The organism is Anaerostipes amylophilus (genome assembly GCF_025567365.1).
In the GTDB taxonomy this organism is placed as follows: Bacteria; Bacillota; Clostridia; order Lachnospirales; family Lachnospiraceae; genus Anaerostipes; species Anaerostipes amylophilus.
Map to the genome: position 1 here is coordinate 178,600 of NZ_JAOQJG010000001.1, position 19,242 is coordinate 197,841.

General features: G+C 37.8%; 19 protein-coding genes. 2 read left to right on the forward strand and 17 right to left on the reverse strand.

Going from position 1 to position 19,242, the window contains the following annotated elements:
- Nucleotides 1-69: 69 nt before the first annotated feature.
- Nucleotides 70-264, reverse strand: a complete 195-nt coding sequence (locus tag OCV53_RS00935; protein WP_008393951.1) for a hypothetical protein — start codon at nt 262-264, stop codon at nt 70-72.
- A 287-nt stretch (nt 265-551) separates the two neighbouring features.
- On the opposite strand from OCV53_RS00935, the gene OCV53_RS00940 reads away from it, so the two are divergent.
- Nucleotides 552-1,268, forward strand: a complete 717-nt coding sequence (locus tag OCV53_RS00940; RefSeq protein ID WP_242852077.1) for an adaptor protein MecA — start codon at nt 552-554, stop codon at nt 1,266-1,268.
- A 131-nt stretch (nt 1,269-1,399) separates the two neighbouring features.
- Here the strand turns inward: OCV53_RS00940 and OCV53_RS00945 are convergent, their stop codons facing one another.
- From OCV53_RS00945 to OCV53_RS00990, 10 genes are all read right to left on the reverse strand, one after another.
- Nucleotides 1,400-2,581 carry an iron-containing alcohol dehydrogenase gene (locus OCV53_RS00945; protein WP_055196303.1) on the reverse strand — a complete coding sequence of 394 codons (1,182 nt, stop codon included), beginning with the start codon at nt 2,579-2,581 and terminating at the stop codon, nt 1,400-1,402.
- Between the two features lie 124 nt (nt 2,582-2,705).
- The gene (locus tag OCV53_RS00950) at nt 2,706-3,326 is read right to left on the reverse strand and encodes a DAK2 domain-containing protein (protein WP_055196304.1); all 621 of its coding nucleotides are present in this window, start codon (nt 3,324-3,326) and stop codon (nt 2,706-2,708) included.
- A gap of 13 nt (nt 3,327-3,339) precedes the next feature.
- Nucleotides 3,340-4,350 (reverse strand): dihydroxyacetone kinase subunit DhaK, encoded by a 1,011-nt coding sequence (locus OCV53_RS00955; RefSeq protein WP_055196305.1) that lies wholly within the window; start codon nt 4,348-4,350, stop codon nt 3,340-3,342.
- Between the two features lie 29 nt (nt 4,351-4,379).
- The gene (locus OCV53_RS00960; RefSeq protein ID WP_055196306.1) at nt 4,380-5,048 is read right to left on the reverse strand and encodes a class II aldolase/adducin family protein; all 669 of its coding nucleotides are present in this window, start codon (nt 5,046-5,048) and stop codon (nt 4,380-4,382) included.
- 2 nt (nt 5,049-5,050) lie between these two features.
- Entirely contained in the window at nt 5,051-7,126 is a 2,076-nt protein-coding gene (locus tag OCV53_RS00965; protein ID WP_055196307.1) for a BglG family transcription antiterminator, read from the reverse strand.
- A gap of 39 nt (nt 7,127-7,165) precedes the next feature.
- A complete protein-coding gene (locus tag OCV53_RS00970; RefSeq protein WP_055073130.1) occupies nt 7,166-8,164 on the reverse strand; it encodes a dihydroxyacetone kinase subunit DhaK in 999 nt (332 codons plus the stop codon).
- A 57-nt stretch (nt 8,165-8,221) separates the two neighbouring features.
- On the reverse strand, nt 8,222-9,598 hold the full coding sequence (locus OCV53_RS00975; RefSeq protein ID WP_055196308.1) for a PTS galactitol transporter subunit IIC: 1,377 nt from the start codon (nt 9,596-9,598) through the stop codon (nt 8,222-8,224).
- A 50-nt stretch (nt 9,599-9,648) separates the two neighbouring features.
- Entirely contained in the window at nt 9,649-9,927 is a 279-nt protein-coding gene (locus OCV53_RS00980) for a PTS sugar transporter subunit IIB (protein ID WP_009264585.1), read from the reverse strand.
- Between the two features lie 48 nt (nt 9,928-9,975).
- Nucleotides 9,976-10,464 carry a PTS sugar transporter subunit IIA gene (locus OCV53_RS00985; protein ID WP_081019868.1) on the reverse strand — a complete coding sequence of 163 codons (489 nt, stop codon included), beginning with the start codon at nt 10,462-10,464 and terminating at the stop codon, nt 9,976-9,978.
- 423 nt (nt 10,465-10,887) lie between these two features.
- Nucleotides 10,888-11,094, reverse strand: coding sequence for a DUF1858 domain-containing protein (locus OCV53_RS00990; RefSeq protein WP_055196309.1), 207 nt, complete (start codon nt 11,092-11,094; stop codon nt 10,888-10,890).
- A gap of 267 nt (nt 11,095-11,361) precedes the next feature.
- Between OCV53_RS00990 and OCV53_RS00995 the strand changes: the two genes are divergently transcribed.
- A complete protein-coding gene (locus OCV53_RS00995) occupies nt 11,362-11,532 on the forward strand; it encodes a DUF362 domain-containing protein (RefSeq protein ID WP_008393929.1) in 171 nt (56 codons plus the stop codon).
- Nucleotides 11,533-11,579: 47 nt separating this feature from the next.
- On the opposite strand, the gene OCV53_RS01000 is transcribed toward OCV53_RS00995, so the two are convergent.
- The 6 genes from OCV53_RS01000 to OCV53_RS01025 form a co-directional block, all read right to left on the reverse strand.
- Nucleotides 11,580-12,560: a ribokinase gene (locus tag OCV53_RS01000; protein ID WP_055196310.1), complete on the reverse strand. Its 981-nt coding sequence runs from the start codon at nt 12,558-12,560 to the stop codon at nt 11,580-11,582.
- Nucleotides 12,561-12,657: 97 nt separating this feature from the next.
- Nucleotides 12,658-13,191 (reverse strand): MerR family transcriptional regulator, encoded by a 534-nt coding sequence (locus tag OCV53_RS01005; protein WP_055196311.1) that lies wholly within the window; start codon nt 13,189-13,191, stop codon nt 12,658-12,660.
- Between the two features lie 114 nt (nt 13,192-13,305).
- Complete coding sequence (recD2, locus tag OCV53_RS01010) at nt 13,306-15,567, reverse strand: SF1B family DNA helicase RecD2 (RefSeq protein WP_055196312.1); 2,262 nt, start codon at nt 15,565-15,567, stop codon at nt 13,306-13,308.
- A 79-nt stretch (nt 15,568-15,646) separates the two neighbouring features.
- On the reverse strand, nt 15,647-16,660 hold the full coding sequence (gene mreB / locus OCV53_RS01015; protein WP_055196313.1) for a rod shape-determining protein: 1,014 nt from the start codon (nt 16,658-16,660) through the stop codon (nt 15,647-15,649).
- Between the two features lie 161 nt (nt 16,661-16,821).
- Nucleotides 16,822-17,682, reverse strand: coding sequence for a class I SAM-dependent methyltransferase (locus OCV53_RS01020; protein WP_055196314.1), 861 nt, complete (start codon nt 17,680-17,682; stop codon nt 16,822-16,824).
- Nucleotides 17,683-17,874: 192 nt separating this feature from the next.
- Entirely contained in the window at nt 17,875-19,182 is a 1,308-nt protein-coding gene (locus OCV53_RS01025) for an ATP-binding protein (protein ID WP_055196315.1), read from the reverse strand.
- Nucleotides 19,183-19,242: the final 60 nt, after the last annotated feature.

Consider the following 19,242-nt stretch of genomic DNA (forward strand, 5'->3'; position numbering starts at 1 on the left):
TACTATTATCAGAATATAATAAGAATGAGCTGGGAAATTAATCTCCCAGCTCGCTATACTCTTTGCATATTATTCTTTGATTTTCTGATATTCTATGGCGTAGATCTCTCCTTCCTGATCGTTGACATACTCTTTCATGTAAGAATCATCTTCATTGAGTATTAGATTTAGATGTTCCAGATTTGCATCACTTATTGTAATGCCGTCTACACGGATTGCCAGTCCCTGTGACAGGTAATAAGATAATTCATCATGACTTGTCATTCCTGCCCTCCAATCATCATAAACAGATGTTAATTGTTACTTGCATATTAGATCATCTTCCTGAATTCTAAAAAAGTGATCTCTTACATCGTTCAGTGTTACTTGTGGTATATAAAAATTCCGCACTGTTTCCAAATGTAAGTCTTGTCGCGACATAATGTAATTATATACATAATTGGAAATTATTTCAAGGCATTTATGGATAAAATTGTAAATTTCTTGAAAAAGCTTTACACGTCGCAAAAGTAATACTATAATAACATCAAAGTAGTAAAGGAGTGATGATTATGAAAATAGAACGTATCAGTGATAATCAAATCCGATGTACTTTAAATAAAGAAGACTTAGAAGGAAAGGAAACTCTGTTAAGTGAACTTGCCTTTGGCTCTGAAAAGGCGAAAGGATTGTTCCGGGAATTAATGAACAAAGCTGCTACTGAACTTGGTTTTGAGACGAATGAAGATAATCCTTTGATGGTAGAAGCAATTCCTGTATCCAAAGAATGTCTGATCCTTGTGATCACAAGAGTGGATAACCCAGAAGATTTCCGTGAACATTATAAAAAGTTACCAAAAGGTCTGCTTGGCGGATCAATAACAGATTCTGACGATGATGTCTTAGCTGATCTTCCAGATTTTCTTTCTGGACTCGGCAAAACTGCAATGTCATCAAATATCAATAATGATATGAAACATGCTCTTGCTGATACAGGAGTTGGTATTTTTGCCTTTACCTCTCTTGATGACGTTGCTTTTGCAGCAAAACTGTTAAGTGATTATAATGTTGCAAGTACTTTATATAAAGATCCTGACAATCAATGTTATTATCTTTCATTAACGGCACTTGATGATTCACCAAACAATGACAGTATGGATGAGATTCATCTCGTTCTTTCTGAATATTGCAAACGTCTGCCAAATACTTATGCAACGAAGGCTTTATTTAATGAACATCTGATAACGATTATCGAAAAACAAGCTATCGAAGAGATGGCTGCATATTAAAACAACAAAAGGAATTCCCGATTACAAGAGAAAGTAATCAGGAATTCCTTTTTCGTAATACATATATAATTTTTGTAAATTATATATGCGTTTCTATAGATACATGGTTTTCTTTTGTTTGGTACATGATTTTATTTTGCTGCTGTATAAATTTCTACCAGATCTTTTGCTGATAATTTCTTAAATGCTCCCAGCTGCTGTGTATCATTGTTAGTTGCTTTCATTGCCATATCTTTGATCTGCTCGTCGGTTGGATCAATTCCTAGTTCTTTTAAATTTGTTGGCATCTCAATCTCTCTATAGAAATCTTCCACAGCTTCGATTCCTTTGATTGCTGTAGCCTTGATATCTTCACATTCTTCAACGCCCATAACATTGACTGCAAACTGTGCAAATCGTTCTGGTTTCTCATCCATGACATATCTTGCCCAGCTTCCCCAGACTGCTGCAAGTCCTGCTCCATGAGCTACATCAAACATTCCACCTAATTCATGTTCGATCAGATGTGTTGCCCAGTCTCCTCCACAGGTTCCACATCCTGTCAGTCCATTATGTGACAGAGAACCACACCACATGATCTCAGCTCTCGCTTCATAATTCTTCGGATCTTTTTTAAGAATCTTTGCATATTTCATAACATTTTTCATAACGTCCTGTGCAATCTTGTCTGTGATCTCCATTGTATCTTCTAATACAAAATAACGTTCCATTGTATGCATCATAATATCAGCACATCCACATTGTGTCTGGTAATCTGGTAATGTATATGTGATCTCTGGATTCATGATCGCAAATTTAGGTCTTGCAAGATCTGTATCCAGTGCCTTCTTGTACCAGCCTTCTTCATTTGTGATAACGCAAGAATTACTCATCTCGCTTCCTGCTGCTGCGATCGTTAAGACACTTCCTAATGGATAACATGTCTTAGGTGTTGCCTTTCCCGTAAACAGATCCCATACATCAACATCTGGATTTCCAAGTCCATAGGCAATTGCTTTACAAGAGTCAATAACACTTCCTCCACCTACCGCGAGAATGAAGTCTACACCTTCTTTTTTACACAATTCGATTCCTTCATATACTTTTGATAAATGTGGATTCGGCACAACACCACCAAGTGTTACATAATCAATATCAAAATCCTTTAATGCTTCACAGACTCTGTCTAAAAGCCCAGATCTTTTTGCGCTCTGTCCTCCGTAATGGACAAGGACTTTCTTACATTCCTCTGCCTTCACTAATGGTCCAACTTTAAGTTCTGCATCTTTCCCAAAGACTACTTTTGTTGGTGTGTAATACTGAAAATTTAACATGCTATATCCTCCTGTATCAGCTTTTATTTTTGTATTTATACAATAAAACATTGTAAAAATTCAGCACATCATAATATTTCTATTACAATGTGCTGTTTTTCTTACTTATATATTTTATAAGTGATTATAAACTTTTTGCAAATGCCTGCATGATCAGAGATGCTACTTTAGCTCCTGGATCTTCCAGACTTCTGGATGCTTCTCCTCTTGTTGCAGCACGTCCGTGAACTGCTAACATAGTTGTAGTAGCTTTGAATCCTTCTTCTGCTGCATCAGCGGCTTTCCCTGCCATATCTGCCAAAGATTCTCCTGCTGCTAAAGAAGCCTGTAAGCTTTCTACTGCTGGATGAAGGCCATCAAGGAATGTCTTATCTCCAACCTTTGCTCCACCTAATTTCGCAACTCCCGCTTCGTAAGAAGCAAAGATCTGTACTACATCAGCATCTTCTAATGTTTCTTTTCCTTTCAAATCTTTTCCAGCCTGTTTTAAACCAGTTGCCATTAAAGATCCCATTGTTGAAGGAACTTTATTCGCCATTGCTTTTCCTGCTGCAAATAACAGTTTTCCTGCATCAGCGATTGCTCCGTCAGATACTGCATCGTATGCTGCTTTAAATCCATCGGACATTGTAAGACCTAAGTCTCCATCACCAACGATTCCGTCCATCTCGATCAGCTTATCTTTATTCTCAGCCATAATGTTACTGATCTCTTTTAATAATTTGATTAAGTAAGATGTTTCCATACTAAAACGCCTCCTAAACCTGTTTGAAGAATGGTGTATCAACTGGATGGTCGATATATTCTTTTAATTCATCATCAAGTTTTAATAATGAGATTGAGAATCCAGCCATTTCAATCGCTGTTGCATATTCTCCCACATAGTATTTGTATACGCTGATTCCTTTTTCTTCAAGAACCTGATTGATGCGACGTGTTACAATATACTGTTCATCTAATGGAGTAGCTCCAAGACCATTTACAAGTACTGCAACTTCATCACCTTTTTCATATGGAAGGTCTGCTACGATCTTCTCTAACATTTCATCAACGATCTGATCAGCTGGCTCTAATTTACCACGGCGGATTCCTGGTTCTCCATGGATTCCCATTCCAATTTCCATTTCGTCATCTTCGATTTCGAAACTTGGTTTACCAACTCTTGGCACTGTACATGGTGTTAAAGCTACACCCATTGTACGAACGTTGTTGTTTGCTTTATCTGCAACACGTTTTACTTCTTCTAAAGAAAGCATCTTGTCTGCTGCAGCTCCTGCACATTTGTATACGAAGAAGATTCCTGCAACACCACGACGTGTACTCTTTTCTCCTGGTGCAGATGGTCCTGCTGAAGCAACATCGTCTGCTCCTAAAACTTCTGCTGTTTCGATATCGTCTTCCATCTCAACTTCATCAGCTGCTGGACGGAATGTGAAGATATCTCCATTATAATTACCGTAGATATATAATACTCCGGCACCCTGGTCTGCATCTCTTGTTAAAGCGATTGCCTGATCTACACTTGGAGACTGGAATACATCACCAACTGCACATCCATCGATCATACCTTTTCCTACATATCCCAAGAATAATGGAAGATGTCCTGATCCACCACCTGTGACGATACCTACTTTTCCTTCTTTTTTATGTTTAGATACAAGAACCTGTAAGTCACCATCTACACATGTAAGATCATCTTTATGTGCGATGTAGATTCCTTCTAACATTTCTTTGATATAATTATCTGGCTGGTTGATAATTTTCTTCATTGCATACTCTCCTTCTTCTATGTAAGCGATTATTTGTTAGGGAATTTGATCTGAGATGGATATTCCCATTTCTGTAATTCTTCTGGTGGGAAGAAGTATGGTTCTTCACCCTGTCCTGCACAAAGTGCATTGTAGTATAACTGAGCTAATTCTTCGATATAAGCAGCTCTTAAGTATGCATCATAGATATTACCCTGAGATACAGCTACTGCTCCATGTCCCTGTAATAAGAATACGTCTGCTTCCTGAACTGGTTCGATAACACTGTCAGACAGATCTGTTGTTCCTGGACGTCCATAAGGAGCAACTGGAATTCTTGATTTTGTTACACCTAAGTTAGCGATTTCATATACAACAGCTGGAATTGGTTTATTTAATACAGCGAATGTTGTTGCATACATAGAATGTGTATGACATACAGCATTTACGTCTGGTCTTGTTTTATAGATCTGAAGATGCATTAAAGATTCACTTGTTGGGCGAAGTCCTGATTCGTTTTCGATAACGTTTGCATCAAGATCAAGAACAACCATATCTCTTGCTGTTAATAATTCTCTATCTACCTGTGTTGGTGTGATTACTACATATCCTGTTTCTGGATCTCTTGCACTTAAGTTTCCAGATAAATGTTTACATAATCCTTCTTTCTGAGCACGTTTTGCCATAGCTACAACGTCTTTTTTTAATGATTCTAACATCTCTACTTCTCCTTTTCCTGTTTTTGAATTAATTTAATGATATCTTTTGGCTCTTTTGCCTTCTTTAAAAGCTGCAAGCTTTTTTTATCTTCTATTATGTGATTTAACTGCTCTAACATCTCCAGATGTTTTGTAGGATCTGGTGTCCCGATCATAATGACAACATCTGCCTGCATATATCCACACACGTCTGTTCTCTCTGGCATGGTAAGTAATGATAAACATACTCTGTTTGCTCCATCATCGACTCCAGCGTGTGCAATGATCACTCCGTCTGCGATCATAATAAATGGTTTATCTGCCTTGATATTATCAATTGCTTTCTGTACATACCCTTCTGTGACATCACCGCGTGTTACAAGTGGTCTGCCCACTGTACGGATCGCATCTTCCCAAAGAAGTGTATGATCTAATACCTGAATCGTTTCTTCTACTAAAACATCTTTTAATCCAATTTGAAATCTTGTCCTTACATTGTTTAATTTCTCATCTTCAATCTCCGGATTCAATGCTGCTGCAAATTCTCTCTTTAATGCTTCCTCATCTATAATATCTGCATATTTGCGAACAATATTTAACAAGGTAGAAACATCTAATTTGTGAGGTACGATTCCGACTAATTCTCCCATGACTTTTTCTCTGAATTTAGTCTTAGATACTTCATCCAGAAATGGCTTCACAACAAACTGTGTCTTTGTCGTCTCAAGTCTTACCATCGTAAATACGAGGTCAAACTTTGTTTCATCATAGGATGCAAAATCTCTCATTGACAGACATGCAATGAACTCAATCTCTGGAAATAATTCCTTCAATGTAAAATATAAGAAATTAGATACTGAGATCCCATTCGCACATACTACAACTGCTCGTTTCCTTTGGTCCGGTGTAATTTCAAGAATACCTTCTCTTCGAAGCCATGCTCCAAATAATGCCGTAATATATACAAGCTCTTCGTCTGGAACTTCAACTCCTAATAATCTTTCTACCGGTCCGATGGATTTCCGCACGACTGCATGAAGTGATGCATATTGTGGGAGGACCATATCCAAAATACTTTGTTCGATATGATAATGATACTTCATGCGATAAAATGCTGGCTTGATGTGCTGAAACAATGCTTCTAGCAAGGTTTCTCTTTCATTGATCGTTACACAGATCAGATTCTCAAAATTAACGATCACTTCTTCTGAAGCTCTCATCAATTCTTCTTCCTGTGCAGAATCTCTTGTCTGCAGTGTATGGAAATTAGAAATCTGAATCTGAGCTGTCAAAAATAATTTTTCTGTCTGCCAGGTAATTCCGTATTCTTTTGCAAACTCAAGCATCACAGAATACTCTTTTGTACCGGCAATATGTTGAAATGTCTCTGGAAGCTCCCGAAGAATCCTTCCCTTCTGTGTTCTGATAATGATCAAACACATGATCAAAGGAAGTTCTTTCAGTCTCTCATCTGTAAAACGAACTTGCAGACGTTCCTCAATCATTGAAATCTGTTTTTCCACCTGCTCCATCATCTCTTCACTGATCTGACAGATATCCATGATCGTCTCTTTTCCTCTTGGAATCTTTAAGATTCCACGAATTGATGTGACCATCATCTCACGTTTTGCATATTCACTGCCGACTAAGTGATATCCTTCCTGCCGGCTGTATAATACTTCCAAATGATATTCTTCTAATCTTTGTTCCAGTTTCTTAAGATCTGTTAGAAATGTATTTTTACTGATTTCTAATTTTGATGTGAAATGATAAATTGATAGTTCTTCGCGTACACAAAGAAGCATCAGAAAAATTAAAAGTCCACGTTCTTTATCCGTATAAATATACGTTGTTCCATCTCCAGTGATCTCTTCTGTCTGATATTGTTCAATGACAGCAACTGGTATGATAAATTTTCCAGTCCTTAACCGCTCGATCTTTGGCATTCCATTGTCCTGCAGATAATCATTAATCTTCTCGATCGTATAGCTTAGCTGCTTTCTGGATAGCTGTAAAGACGCTTCCACTTCCTTACCCGTGATCGCGGGATTATTCACAATCGTTTTAAGAACTGTATAACCTCTTTCATCTAAATACAATGGTGCACCTCTTTCATCAAGTCTATTACTTTAATAAGTTTACACTTCAATTCCTGGAGATTTTGCCTCGTAATCAAGCAATTCTTTTAATTCATCATCTAATTTAAGGACAGTCAATGCTGCTCCGTTCATATCAAGAGATGTTACATAATCTCCAATAAATACTTTGTAAACTGATAATCCCTGTTCTTTCAGGTATTCTTCTACTTCATCATATAGAACGTAAAGTTCCATAACTGGAGTAGCTCCTAATCCAGACATTAAGACTGCAACTTCGGAACCTTCTTCTGGTTCCATATCATCAATGACTGCCTTAGCCATCTGTCTTGCAATATCTTTGGCTGGTTTTAAATCCTGTACATTGATACCAGGTTCTCCATGATGTCCGATTCCAAATTCCATCTTTCCATCTTCAATCTGGAAATTTGGATGTCCAACTGCTGGAATTGCACATGGACTTAATCCGACACAAATACTTCTCGTATTATCTACAGTTTTCTGTGCTACGTCAATGACTTCATCCAGTGTTCCACCTAAAGCAGCTTTCGCTCCTCCGATCTTCCACATGAACACACCACCTGCAATACCATGACGTTTCTCTTTTGTCTCTTTTGGAGAAGACGCAACGTCATCAGTTGCTACTACATATTTTACAGTTACACCCTGTTTCTTTGCTTTGCGGATCGCCATCTTTACATTCATATTATCCCCGGCATAGTTACCAAATAAACATGCAACTCCCTGCCCGGAATCTACTGACATAAAAGCGTCATAAAATGCTTGAGCAGAAGGTGAGGAGAAAATCTCACCTACTGCTACTGCATCCATCATATTCTTTCCGACATAGCCAAGAAACGCAGGTTCATGTCCTGATCCACCACCTGTTACAAGACCAACTTTGCCTTCTACAGGAGCGTTTACATACTGGACAACGCGATCATTTGCTTCTGAACGTTTGATCAGATCTTTGTGTGCTTTTACATATCCTTTTACCATATCTTCTACGATATAATCTGGATCATTAACAAATCTCTGCATATTGAAACCTCATTTCTTTTTTGCTGTCTGATTATTATGTATAATTGTGAATCAATCTTAGTTGATTTCTCTTCCTTCTGCTTCTTCTTTTCCAAGGTATTTGTAAAGTGCAATAAAGCATACAACAAAGATTACACATAATACTAATGGGAAGAAGTTTCCATCCATGATCTTAAATACATGAGAGAATGCATATGTCTGGATAGGTCCATCGATAGATGAGCAAGAAATTAATTCTCCAGCTTTTAATGCAACTGCTCCTGTTGAACGAGCAAGATCAGAGATGAATGGTGCCATGATTGTTCCTACCCAAAGGTAAGCTGGTGCAAATAATGTAACTAAGATTAACATACGGATGATGTTACCACCTGTTACAAGGAATGCTGCTACTGCGATCGCATTGTTTACGATACCAGCGAATGGAAGGATTTCATTTCCTGGTAAGAACATTGAGAATACTAATGTTACAGGGATAGCCCAGAATACTGCTAACCAGATTTCGTTTGCACCACCCATGAATGGCCAGTCAAGACCTACAACTAATGTTCTGTCATCGAATTTCTTGTTCATGAAAGCACTGATTGCTGATGAAATTGGCTCTAATGCCATCATGAAGTATTTAGAGATTACAGGGAACAGTGTTAATGCACATGAAGCCTGAATACCTAATGTTAATGTAGCTGCTACACTGTAACGAGCTAAGATACCGAAGATAATACCAAGGATGAATCCTAATACGTGAGATTCAGCGAAGATACCGATCTTATCTTTTAATGCTGCTGCATCGAAACGTTTGTTTAATGCAGGGATTTTCTTTAAAATACAGTCAATTGGGAACATGAAGATTGATGTGAATCCCATTTTATGTGTACATGTTACTCCTGGAATTCCAGAAAGTTTTTCAATACGATACTGATACATATCTGCCATCTTTAACTCGAAGATGATCTGAATACCAGCTACGATAAATGCTAATGCGATAGAAGCTGCTGTTCCAAAGTATGGTTTAGATACGGCTGCTACTGCTACACCAGTAAAGATTTTTCCCCAAACATTCCATAAGTCAGCGTTGAATGTTTTTGTCTTGTTAATGATCAACATAAGAATGTTTAATCCGATCATCAGTGGGAACATTAAAAATGCATATGGCCAAGACCATGCGATTGCTGATAATGTTGTCCAACCACCATCAACGATTGGTAAGTTGATTCCTGTGTGTGTTAACATTGCCTTTGCAGCAGGTCCGATAGCATCAGACATAAATCCGATCAGCATTGACATACCAGTGAAGGCTACACCTAATGTGATACCAGCTGAAATGGCATCTTTAAGTTTCATTCCTACGACTAATCCTGCGATGATAATGATGATAGGTACGAAGATTGCAGCACCTAATCCCAGGATCCAGTTAATTACATTTCCTAAAACACTCATATAATTCTCCTTTTCTCTCTTTCAAAAATCAGTTAAAACTGTTTTGCCTCTTATGCGTTTACAGCGTCAACTAATTTTTTGAATTCAGCATCCTGTCCAACACCTGTTAAAAATGCGATACCATTGATAACTGGGATAGGATATTCTTTTGTTACCTTTGTGATTGCGATGTAAGCACAGCTTCCTGCAATGTAACGGTCTACAGATTTGATATCTACTGCTAATACTTCAGCAGGGATATTGTTCTCTTTTAAAAGACGATTAACTTTACTTGCTACTGTCTGAGAAGTTGCTACTCCACTTCCACATGCTACTACGATCTGTTTCATTTTAAGACCTTCCTTTCTAAAAAACTTTATTAGTTTTGTTTATTAATTTTAAAGACCTTCCATGGAAAGTACTGCTTCCATGTACTCATCTTCAGTTTTGGCGTTTACTAATTTGTCCATAACTTCTGGTTTCTGGAAGTTTGTTACCAGTACCTGAAGTAATTCAACATGTTCATTTCCAGCATTTGGATCATCATGTCCACCAAGGAATCCAAGCATAAAGATGAATTTCACATCATGCTGAACATCGTTGTTTGCCATCTCGCACCATTTGATTGGATTCTTTAATCTTGTACATGCGATAAATGGTTTGATGATATTTTCTGGATCTGCATGAGGGATCGCTACCGGATATGGTTCAACCGGAAGAGCTGTTGGATAATTTGCTTCTCTTGTTTTGATTGCATCTTTAAATGTATCTTTTACATATCCAAGCTCTAAAAGCTTATCTGCCATCTTGTCAAAAAATTCATCCTGATCTTTGACTTCCCAGTCAAGCTGAATCAGTTCTCTGTAAATTGTGTCACGATTTGCCACGACTTATCACTCTCCTTTTATTATTCTGGTCAGGTTGTTTGCCGTCTCTTGTAAGCTTCGTTCCTTACCTGTTGATTTCATTATAGGACAGTATTTCTATCAATACAATTCTCATTGGGTTCAAAAAATGGAGCATTGGTTGCTCATTCCTGTGATGAGCAACCTTTTTGCTCAACGTTGCACAATTATAAAAATTTTATAAACTAATGATAAATATGGCATAAAATCAAGGTTTTTCATGGGTATTTTTTAGGTGTTTTTACAATTGTCTAACAATTCTTTTCTATTTTTTTAAGTTTCATTTGTTACTTTTGCTACTTTGTACATTCTATAAAAAAAAGAGAGCGTTATACTTTTTAGTACTTGTAATATACTGAAAAGTATAACGCTCTCTTGATTTCTGATCTAGCTTTGATCTATAGATTATGCTTCTTTTGTCTGAGCATATTCGTTTAATCTTCCAAGCAGTTCATCTAAATCCATTCCGTGAACATAAGCTGCCTGCTCTAAGCTTTCACCCTGAGATGATGGGCATCCAACACATCCCATTCCAGATGCCATAAGGATTGCTGCATAATTAGGATCTAATGCGATTAAATCTGCGATGATCATATCTTTTGAAATTGCCATTTCGTTTATTCCTCCATAAATATTAATAGTATTTTTAGAAAACGATAGTCTTCTAACAATGTTCTCTAAAATAGTTTAGACTAACATTCATAGTATAATACATTATGTTCAAAGTGTCAAAATAACTTTCCATATTTTTATTACATTATTGTTAAAAATACAACAAAATCACTTGATATTCTTTCCCAAGTATATTAAAATAAACATGGTCAAGCGGGTGATGCCCGCTACTAATGATTATACTATTTATATAAGGAGGATATAACTATGGCATATGTAATTTCAGACGCTTGTATTTCTTGTGGAGCTTGCGAAGGAACTTGCCCAGCAGGAGCTATCAGCGAAGGAGATGGACAGTACGTAATCGATGCAGATACATGCATGGAATGTGGAGCTTGTGCAGACGGATGTCCAGCAGGAGCTATCAGCCAGGAATAATTTCCAGGTAACGTATATTGTTCAAACATCAAAAAAGAGATGCATTTTTATGCATCTCTTTTTTGTTCCATATATTCTCTTACTTTCTTCGATGTCGGAAGTGATTCTATAGCCCCTGGTGTAGAGATCGACAAAGCTGCTGTATAATTGGCTATGGACAATACTTTACCTACTGAATCATCCGTACAGATTCTTGTACAAAATGCTCCGATAAATGCATCCCCTGCTGCTCTTGGATCAATCAGTTCTACATCTTCGACTGCTTTCTTATAATAAAATCTCTCTGGTGTGTTCATGATCACACCTTTCTCCCCCAGTGTCACAAGAACGGTTGGAACTCCTCGTCCTCGGATCACTGCAGATGCAACCCTTGCTTCATCCAGATTAAATCGTGTCCAGTCCCTCTTCCAATCACTGTGAATCTTAACTCCTGTCATCGATTTAGCCGCCTGTTCATTGACGATCAGATATGTAATATGCTGCATAAATTCCTTTGATAGTTTCTTTACCGGTGTTGGATTAAGCACAACATCTACCTGATGTTCATAAGCATATCTCGCAACTTCTTCATTAACTTCCATCGGTACTGCATTCTGTAAAACTACCAGATCATATTTCTCAATCTCGTCTTCCAGATAACAGATCTCATCTACTGTAATTGCCATACATGCTCCTGGTACGATGATGGATCTTTTCTTTACTTTCCGTCCAGGAACCTTCTCTAATAATACGATAGAAGAACCTGTCGGCAATGTATCATCATATAAGATCTGTTCTGTGTGTACACCTGCTTCTTTGCATACCTTGATCAGTTCTTTTCCATCCTGATCTCTTCCGATCTTCCCGATCAGTGTGACATCTGCCCCTAATCTTGCCATCTGAACCGCCTGGTTTGCGCCCTTGCCACCAGGTGATTTCTGGATGTCTTCTCCCATGACAGTCTGTCCTTCTTCTGGTATCACGCTTGTTTCAATCCCATGGTTCATCATAAGACTTCCGACTACCAGAATCTTTGGTCGTTTGTTCATATTTGAATTCCTCACTCTATATATTAACTCTCAATCTGTTGAAATCGGAGCTCACAAATTTATTATAATATTGTCTGAATCCAAATACAATCGCAACTTATTTTTCTTTTCGTTTTCTTTTAAAGAAATGTCTTCTTTCTCTGGATGCTGCAATTTCTTCCCTTGCTTTTTGCTGCTTTCTGATCATTTCATCAAGTTTCTTAAAGCGTTGTTCTTCTTCTGATTCCCGCAGCCGAAACTGATAATCAACTTCTTTTGCCACCCTGTCTGATACTTTGGAGCTGATCTGATCTGCAATGTAATCTTTCTGCTCAAGGATTGCCTGTCCCATGATCTTTACAAGTACTTTCTGAAACTCTTTCATTTTCTCTGACGTATTGATCTGTTTGCCCGCTGGAAATGGAATGATATTTCCAGAAAGTTTCCGCTTGATCTCCTCACTGTCTAATCCTGCATTTTTTAAATCCCTGATCTGCTCAAATGTGCGGATTTCTTTTTCGCCATAATAACGGTATCCTTTTTCATTTCTCGGTATTGTTAGTGAAAATTCTTCCTCCCATGTTCTAAGGTTATATGTTTCAAGACCTAACTGTCTGGCCGCTTCTGATATCATACGTCTTTTTTCTTTCATATTTCCCTTCCTTTCCTCCCCTTCATTATAAGGTTTCAAAAGATTCGGAAACAAGAGAAACCGTCCTCTAAAAGATGACGGTTTCTTACATTATTTTCTTTATTTTTCGTACATTTACAGACCAAATTCATCCATCCCATCTTCATTTGATTCGTTTGCGATCTGATTTAGCCTATATGCAAGTGTTGTGTATCTTCGCTGCTCATTTACATTCTGTATCATTGAAAACAACATATTCCTGTCCCCAACGATCGTTAAGCAGTTCCTTGCCCTTGTAACTCCTGTATACAAGAGATTCCTGTGAAACAATACCCTTGGACCGCTTAAGATTGGCATAACAACGGCCGGATACTCACTTCCCTGTGATTTATGAATCGTTACAGCATATGCAAGTTCTAATTCATCCAGATTTGCATATGCATACTGTACTTCTTTTGTCTCATCAAATAATACTGTGATTTTTTCTGTATAATCATTAATTTCTGTGATGATTCCCATATCACCATTAAAGACTCCAACACCTTTATCTACAGTAAATCCTTTGCTGTTTCGCATCTCCCATTCCAATTGGTAGTTATTCTTGATCTGCATGACCTTGTCGCCTTCTCTAAACAATCCAAAAGCAACATCTTTTTCTTTCTTCTCGTCAGATGGGGGATTTAAATACTGCTGCATTACCTGATTTAATCTTTCTACTCCAAGTTCACCCTTACGCATTGGTGTTAATACCTGAATATCGTAAGGTTTCGCATGGACATATCCCGGCAGTTTATCCCTGACTAAATAGACTAATACTCCAAGGACATCCTGAATATTATTTCTCTGAAGAAAAAAGAAATCTCTGCTCTTATTATCTAATTCCACAGGTCTTCCCTGATGGATCAGATGGGCATTTCTTACAATGTGGCTTCCTTCTTCCTGACGGAAGATCTGATTTAATTCTACAACTTTAAATTGTTCGGATGCAATCATATCTTTTAAAACATTTCCTGCACCAATTGATGGAAGCTGGTTAGAATCTCCCACGATCACAAGCCTTGTTCCAGGTACCATTGCCTGTAACAATGCATTCATTAGATACAGATCTACCATAGACATTTCATCAATGATGATAACATCTGTTTCTAGTGGATTACCTGCGTTACGTTCAAACATCGTGGCTCCTTTTCGCAAATCACGTTCTTTGTCAGCCTCTCCATTGATCTCAAGCAGACGATGAATCGTCATAGCCTGATATCCTGTTGCTTCTGTCATACGCTTCGCTGCTCGTCCTGTTGGCGCAGCAAGCCTGATATCCAGTCCTTCATGTTCAAAATACTGGATCATTCCATTAATCGTTGTTGTTTTACCAGTTCCAGGTCCTCCTGTTAAAATAACAATACTATCCTCTGCGACCGCATGAATCGCTTCTTTTTGTTTCTCCGCAAATGTAATCTGTTCGTTTTCTTCGATCATCGCGATCATCGTCTCCACTTCCGAAACAGAAATATCATAATGAATATTCAGATCAAGAAGCATCCTTGCCGTATTGACTTCCATGTGATACTGGCTTGCTGCATAAACTCTCGTTTCTTTATCTTCCTCAATGACAATCTTACGGTCGATCATCATTTCCAATAAATGTTCTTCGATATCCTCTGGCGTTACTCCTAAAATATGTGCTGCATTTCTGCATAAAATATGCTTTGGAAGAAATACATGACCTTCATTCAAAGCTCTCATTAACGTGTAGAAAATTCCAGAAATAATACGATAATCTGAGTTACTTCCGATTCCAACTTTCTTTGCGATCTCATCTGCGATCTTAAATCCAACTCCTGCGATATCATCGGTCATCTTATAAGGATTTTCCTGTATGATCGTATATAAATGATCTCCATATTCTTTATAGATCTTAACTGCTAGATTATTATTGATCCCATAGCCGGACAAGAACATCATTGCCTGACGCATCTCCTGCTTCTCACTGAATTCTACGGCGATCGCTCTCGCCTTCTTCTCACTGATCCCTTTAACTTCGGCAAGCCGTTCTGGTTCTTCTTCAATGACACGGAATGTATCCATTTTAAACTTCTTAGTAATACGTTTTGCAAGAGCTGGTCCAATCCCCTTGATCGCACCGGAACCTAAATAACGTTCCATGCTGTCAATATCATCTGGTGCTACGATCTCATATGTCCTCATCTGAAACTGCGGTCCATGAACCGGATGATCCACATAATCTCCCTCCATGGAAATGTATTCACCTTCATTTAAGAATGGAAACAACCCAACAACAGTTTCTTCATCGCCATCCACGTCGAGACTCAATACTGTGTATCCATTATCTTCATTTCGAAAACGTATATGATCCACGTATCCTTTCAAATATGTCATTGTTTTTTCTCTCCTTTCTTAAATAACGTGAATTAAGGCCAGGATGTATTGCCATCCTGGCCTTTTGAATCTTTCGTGATTATTTTTTCTTTGTTTTTTTCTTGTCATCTTCTGCAAGATATTCGATATATTTTCCTGTACCGATCGCTACAGCTGTTAAAGGATCCTCTGCTGTCATTGTGTTGATTCCAGTCTTTTCTTCGATCAGTTCTTCTAATCCCTGAATTAAAGATCCACCACCTGTTAAGACGATTCCACGATCAGAAATATCTGCTGCTAATTCTGGTGGAGTTCTCTCCAGTACATTGTGTACTGCGTCTACGATCTGGTACGCAGGTTCTCTTAAGGCTTCTTCTGTTTCTTCAGATGTAACAGTTACTGTCTTAGGAAGTCCTGTTACAAGGTTACGTCCACGAACGTCCATTGTAAGATTTTCTGGACGTTTGTATACTGTACCTACATTAATCTTGATATCTTCTGCTGTACGTTCTCCGATCAATAAGTTATGTTTCTTACGCATAAAACGAACGATAGCTTCATCAAAATCGTCTCCAGCTACTTTGATAGAATTGCTTACTACAACTCCACCTAAAGAAATAACAGCGATATCTGCTGTACCTCCACCGATATCAACGATCATATTTCCACATGGTTTTGCAATGTCGATTCCTGCCCCGATTGCTGCTGCAACTGGTTCTTCAATGATAGAAACGTCTCTTGCTCCTGCCTGATATGTTGCATCTTCTACTGCTTTCTTCTCAACTTCTGTAGCACCACTTGGTACACAGACACTGATGCGAGGCTTTCTTCCAAATAAAGATTTACCAACTGTTCTGTCGATAAAATAGCTTAACATCTTCTCTGTTACTGTATAATCAGAGATAACTCCCTGACGTAATGGACGAACTGCCACGATATTTCCTGGTGTTCTTCCTAACATTAAACGTGCTTCTTCTCCAATTGCTTTGATCTTATTTGTATTTCTGTCAAATGCCACTACGGATGGCTCTTTTAATACAACTCCCTTACCTTTAACGTAAACTAAAACGCTGGCGGTTCCTAAATCAATTCCAATATCTGTTCCTGCTGCCATGGCAAAAAATTCCCCTTTCGCTTTCTCTTATCTATCATTATTATGTTATATCTTCTTCATCAGTATACACATGTACACATACTTCTCTTATTATATACATTTCTGCAGAAAATTCAACGTTTTTTTACATATTCCGCTAAAATTCAGTAAATCTTAAGAACTTACTTTTCCCAGCGTCCAGAAGCCCCGCACGGAAGTACCAATCCGTTTGATGAAACCGGTAATCCGATCTCATCTGAAATGACTTTTCCACCGAATTTTGCTGCTACCTGAGTTTCTAACATATAAGTTAAAACTGCAGGTTGTAAACCTGTTGTATAAGAGTTTACAAGGAAAAATAATGGATCATCTGATAGAATCTTTGTACATAGTTCAATGAATGGATAAATCTTCTCTTCGATCTTCCAGATCTCACCTTTTGGTCCTCTTCCATAAGATGGGGGATCCATGATGATTCCATCGTAGTGATTGCCTCTTCGGATCTCACGTTCTACAAACTTCACACAGTCATCAACTAACCATCGGATTGGTTTTTCTCTTAATCCGGAAAGCTGTGCGTTTTCTTTTGCCCAGTTTACCATACCTTTGGATGCGTCAACGTGTGTGACTGATGCTCCTGCTGCTGCAGCTGCAAGTGTTGCTCCTCCTGTGTAAGCAAATAAGTTTAATACTTTAACAGGTCGTCCTGCTTTTCTGATCTTTTCAGAGAACCAGTCCCAGTTCACTGCCTGTTCTGGGAATAATCCTGTGTGTTTGAAACTGAATGGCTGCAAGTGAAACTTCAATTCCTTGTAGTGAATATCCCATGTCTTAGGGAGATCAAAAAATTCCCACTGTCCACCGCCTTTATGACTTCTGTGATAATGGCCGTTTGGCTTCTTCCACTGTCTTAATTTCTTTGGTGTATTCCATAGTACCTGTGGGTCTGGTCTTACCAGAAAATAGTCTCCCCAGCGTTCTAATTTCTCACCGTTTGATGTATCTAAGACTTCATAGTCTTTCCATTGGTCTGCTAACCACATATTGTATATTCTCACTTTCTGTTTCTTCTATAAAAATATCATCATTGAAATATCTTCTTTCGTATGTATCTACATACTTATGTTTATTATAGCCTAAAGACAATTTCTTTCGCAAGGGTTCTATATAGAAAAAAAGAACTTTCTGCATCTTTACCATACAGAAAGTTCTTAAATTAAGTAATAGCTATAATTTTACGCCTGAAGTCCCATCAAATGATTAATAAACTGCTGTGCTGTACGTCCAGAAATTCCTCCATGGCTTAATTCCCATTTGTTTGCTTCGAGTTTCAGTTCGTCTTCTCCCATTTTAATTCCTGCTTTACGAGCAAGTTCGAATACGATCTCGAAGTATTCTTTCTGGCTTGGTTTTGAGTAGTTGATCGTAACACCAAAACGATTTACCAGAGATAATTTTTCTTCCATTGTATCGGATCTGTGCATTCCATTGCTATTTTCAACATCATTTCTATCGTTCCATGTCTCTTTGATCAGATGACGACGGTTGGATGTTGCATAAATTAAGATATTCTCAGGTTTTGTCTCGACACCACCTTCGATAACTGCTTTTAAGAATTTGTATTCAATCTCAAATTCTTCGAAAGAAAGGTCATCCATGTAAATGATGAATCTGTAGTTTCTGTTCTTGATCTGAGCAATTACATTAGAAAGATCTTTAAACTGATGTTTATAAATCTCGATCATACGCAATCCCTGATCATAGTATTCATTTACAATAGCTTTGATACTTGTAGACTTACCTGTACCGCTATCACCAAATAGCAGAACGTTGTTTGCTTTTCTTCCTTCAACAAATGCTTCTGTATTCTCAACAAGTTTCTGTTTCTGAATCTCATATCCGACAAGATCAGACAATACAACTTTGTCCATGTTATTGATCGCGCGGAAGCGGATGTTATTATCTCCACATTCTTCGATACGGAATGCTTTATTAAGGCCAAACATACCAACTCCATATGCTTTGTAGAAGTCTGTGACCATATCAAAGAACTCGTTCTCGTCTTTGGCTGTCTCTAATCTCTCACTTAATGCCTGAACTTTTTCACTGACATTCTTATTGTACATTAATTCGGGTTTACCGATCGCTTTATAATCAGAGATTCTGCTAAAGCAGTCAACTCCTAATTCATCTTCGATTCTGCTAAAATCAAAATCAAATAATTCTTTGAATGCTTTGAAATCACTCTTTGCAAAGTGGTTAACACTTCCTTCGCTGGCACCAACTTTCTCACATGTGATACTGAATGGATTTTCATTTGTGATCAGTAAGTATGTTAAATAATTGTGCCACAGATTCTTATCAAATGCGTAATCTGTTGCAACTTCTAAGATTCTTTTTACCTGTTTAAATACTCTTGTTCTTAAAACATCTTTTGTTTGTGATCCTTCGTCCATGCAGCGGAAAATATCACTTAACTGCATTAAGATGGATTCTTCGTCCATGTCACCATAGATCAATAATTTTGATACGATATTATACATCTCTTGTCTTCCCCCAAACTTTCTCTTAAAATCATTCTTTTGTAACTGTTAGCAATCGTT

Excerpts from the sequence above, each read along its gene's own strand:
- OCV53_RS00935 (WP_008393951.1), bottom strand. The coding sequence starts at position 264 with ATGACAAGTCATGATGAATTATCTTATTACCTGTCACAGGGACTGGCA.
- OCV53_RS00940 (WP_242852077.1), top strand. The coding sequence starts at position 552 with ATGAAAATAGAACGTATCAGTGATAATCAAATCCGATGTACTTTAAAT.
- OCV53_RS00945 (WP_055196303.1), bottom strand. The coding sequence starts at position 2,581 with ATGTTAAATTTTCAGTATTACACACCAACAAAAGTAGTCTTTGGGAAA.
- OCV53_RS00950 (WP_055196304.1), bottom strand. The coding sequence starts at position 3,326 with ATGGAAACATCTTACTTAATCAAATTATTAAAAGAGATCAGTAACATT.
- OCV53_RS00955 (WP_055196305.1), bottom strand. The coding sequence starts at position 4,350 with ATGAAGAAAATTATCAACCAGCCAGATAATTATATCAAAGAAATGTTA.
- OCV53_RS00960 (WP_055196306.1), bottom strand. The coding sequence starts at position 5,048 with ATGTTAGAATCATTAAAAAAAGACGTTGTAGCTATGGCAAAACGTGCT.
- OCV53_RS00970 (WP_055073130.1), bottom strand. The coding sequence starts at position 8,164 with ATGCAGAGATTTGTTAATGATCCAGATTATATCGTAGAAGATATGGTA.
- OCV53_RS00975 (WP_055196308.1), bottom strand. The coding sequence starts at position 9,598 with ATGAGTGTTTTAGGAAATGTAATTAACTGGATCCTGGGATTAGGTGCT.
- OCV53_RS00980 (WP_009264585.1), bottom strand. The coding sequence starts at position 9,927 with ATGAAACAGATCGTAGTAGCATGTGGAAGTGGAGTAGCAACTTCTCAG.
- OCV53_RS00990 (WP_055196309.1), bottom strand. The coding sequence starts at position 11,094 with ATGGCAATTTCAAAAGATATGATCATCGCAGATTTAATCGCATTAGAT.
- OCV53_RS00995 (WP_008393929.1), top strand. The coding sequence starts at position 11,362 with ATGGCATATGTAATTTCAGACGCTTGTATTTCTTGTGGAGCTTGCGAA.
- OCV53_RS01000 (WP_055196310.1), bottom strand. The coding sequence starts at position 12,560 with ATGAACAAACGACCAAAGATTCTGGTAGTCGGAAGTCTTATGATGAAC.
- OCV53_RS01005 (WP_055196311.1), bottom strand. The coding sequence starts at position 13,191 with ATGAAAGAAAAAAGACGTATGATATCAGAAGCGGCCAGACAGTTAGGT.
- recD2 (WP_055196312.1), bottom strand. The coding sequence starts at position 15,567 with ATGACATATTTGAAAGGATACGTGGATCATATACGTTTTCGAAATGAA.
- mreB (WP_055196313.1), bottom strand. The coding sequence starts at position 16,660 with ATGGCAGCAGGAACAGATATTGGAATTGATTTAGGAACCGCCAGCGTT.
- OCV53_RS01020 (WP_055196314.1), bottom strand. The coding sequence starts at position 17,682 with ATGTGGTTAGCAGACCAATGGAAAGACTATGAAGTCTTAGATACATCA.
- OCV53_RS01025 (WP_055196315.1), bottom strand. The coding sequence starts at position 19,182 with ATGTATAATATCGTATCAAAATTATTGATCTATGGTGACATGGACGAA.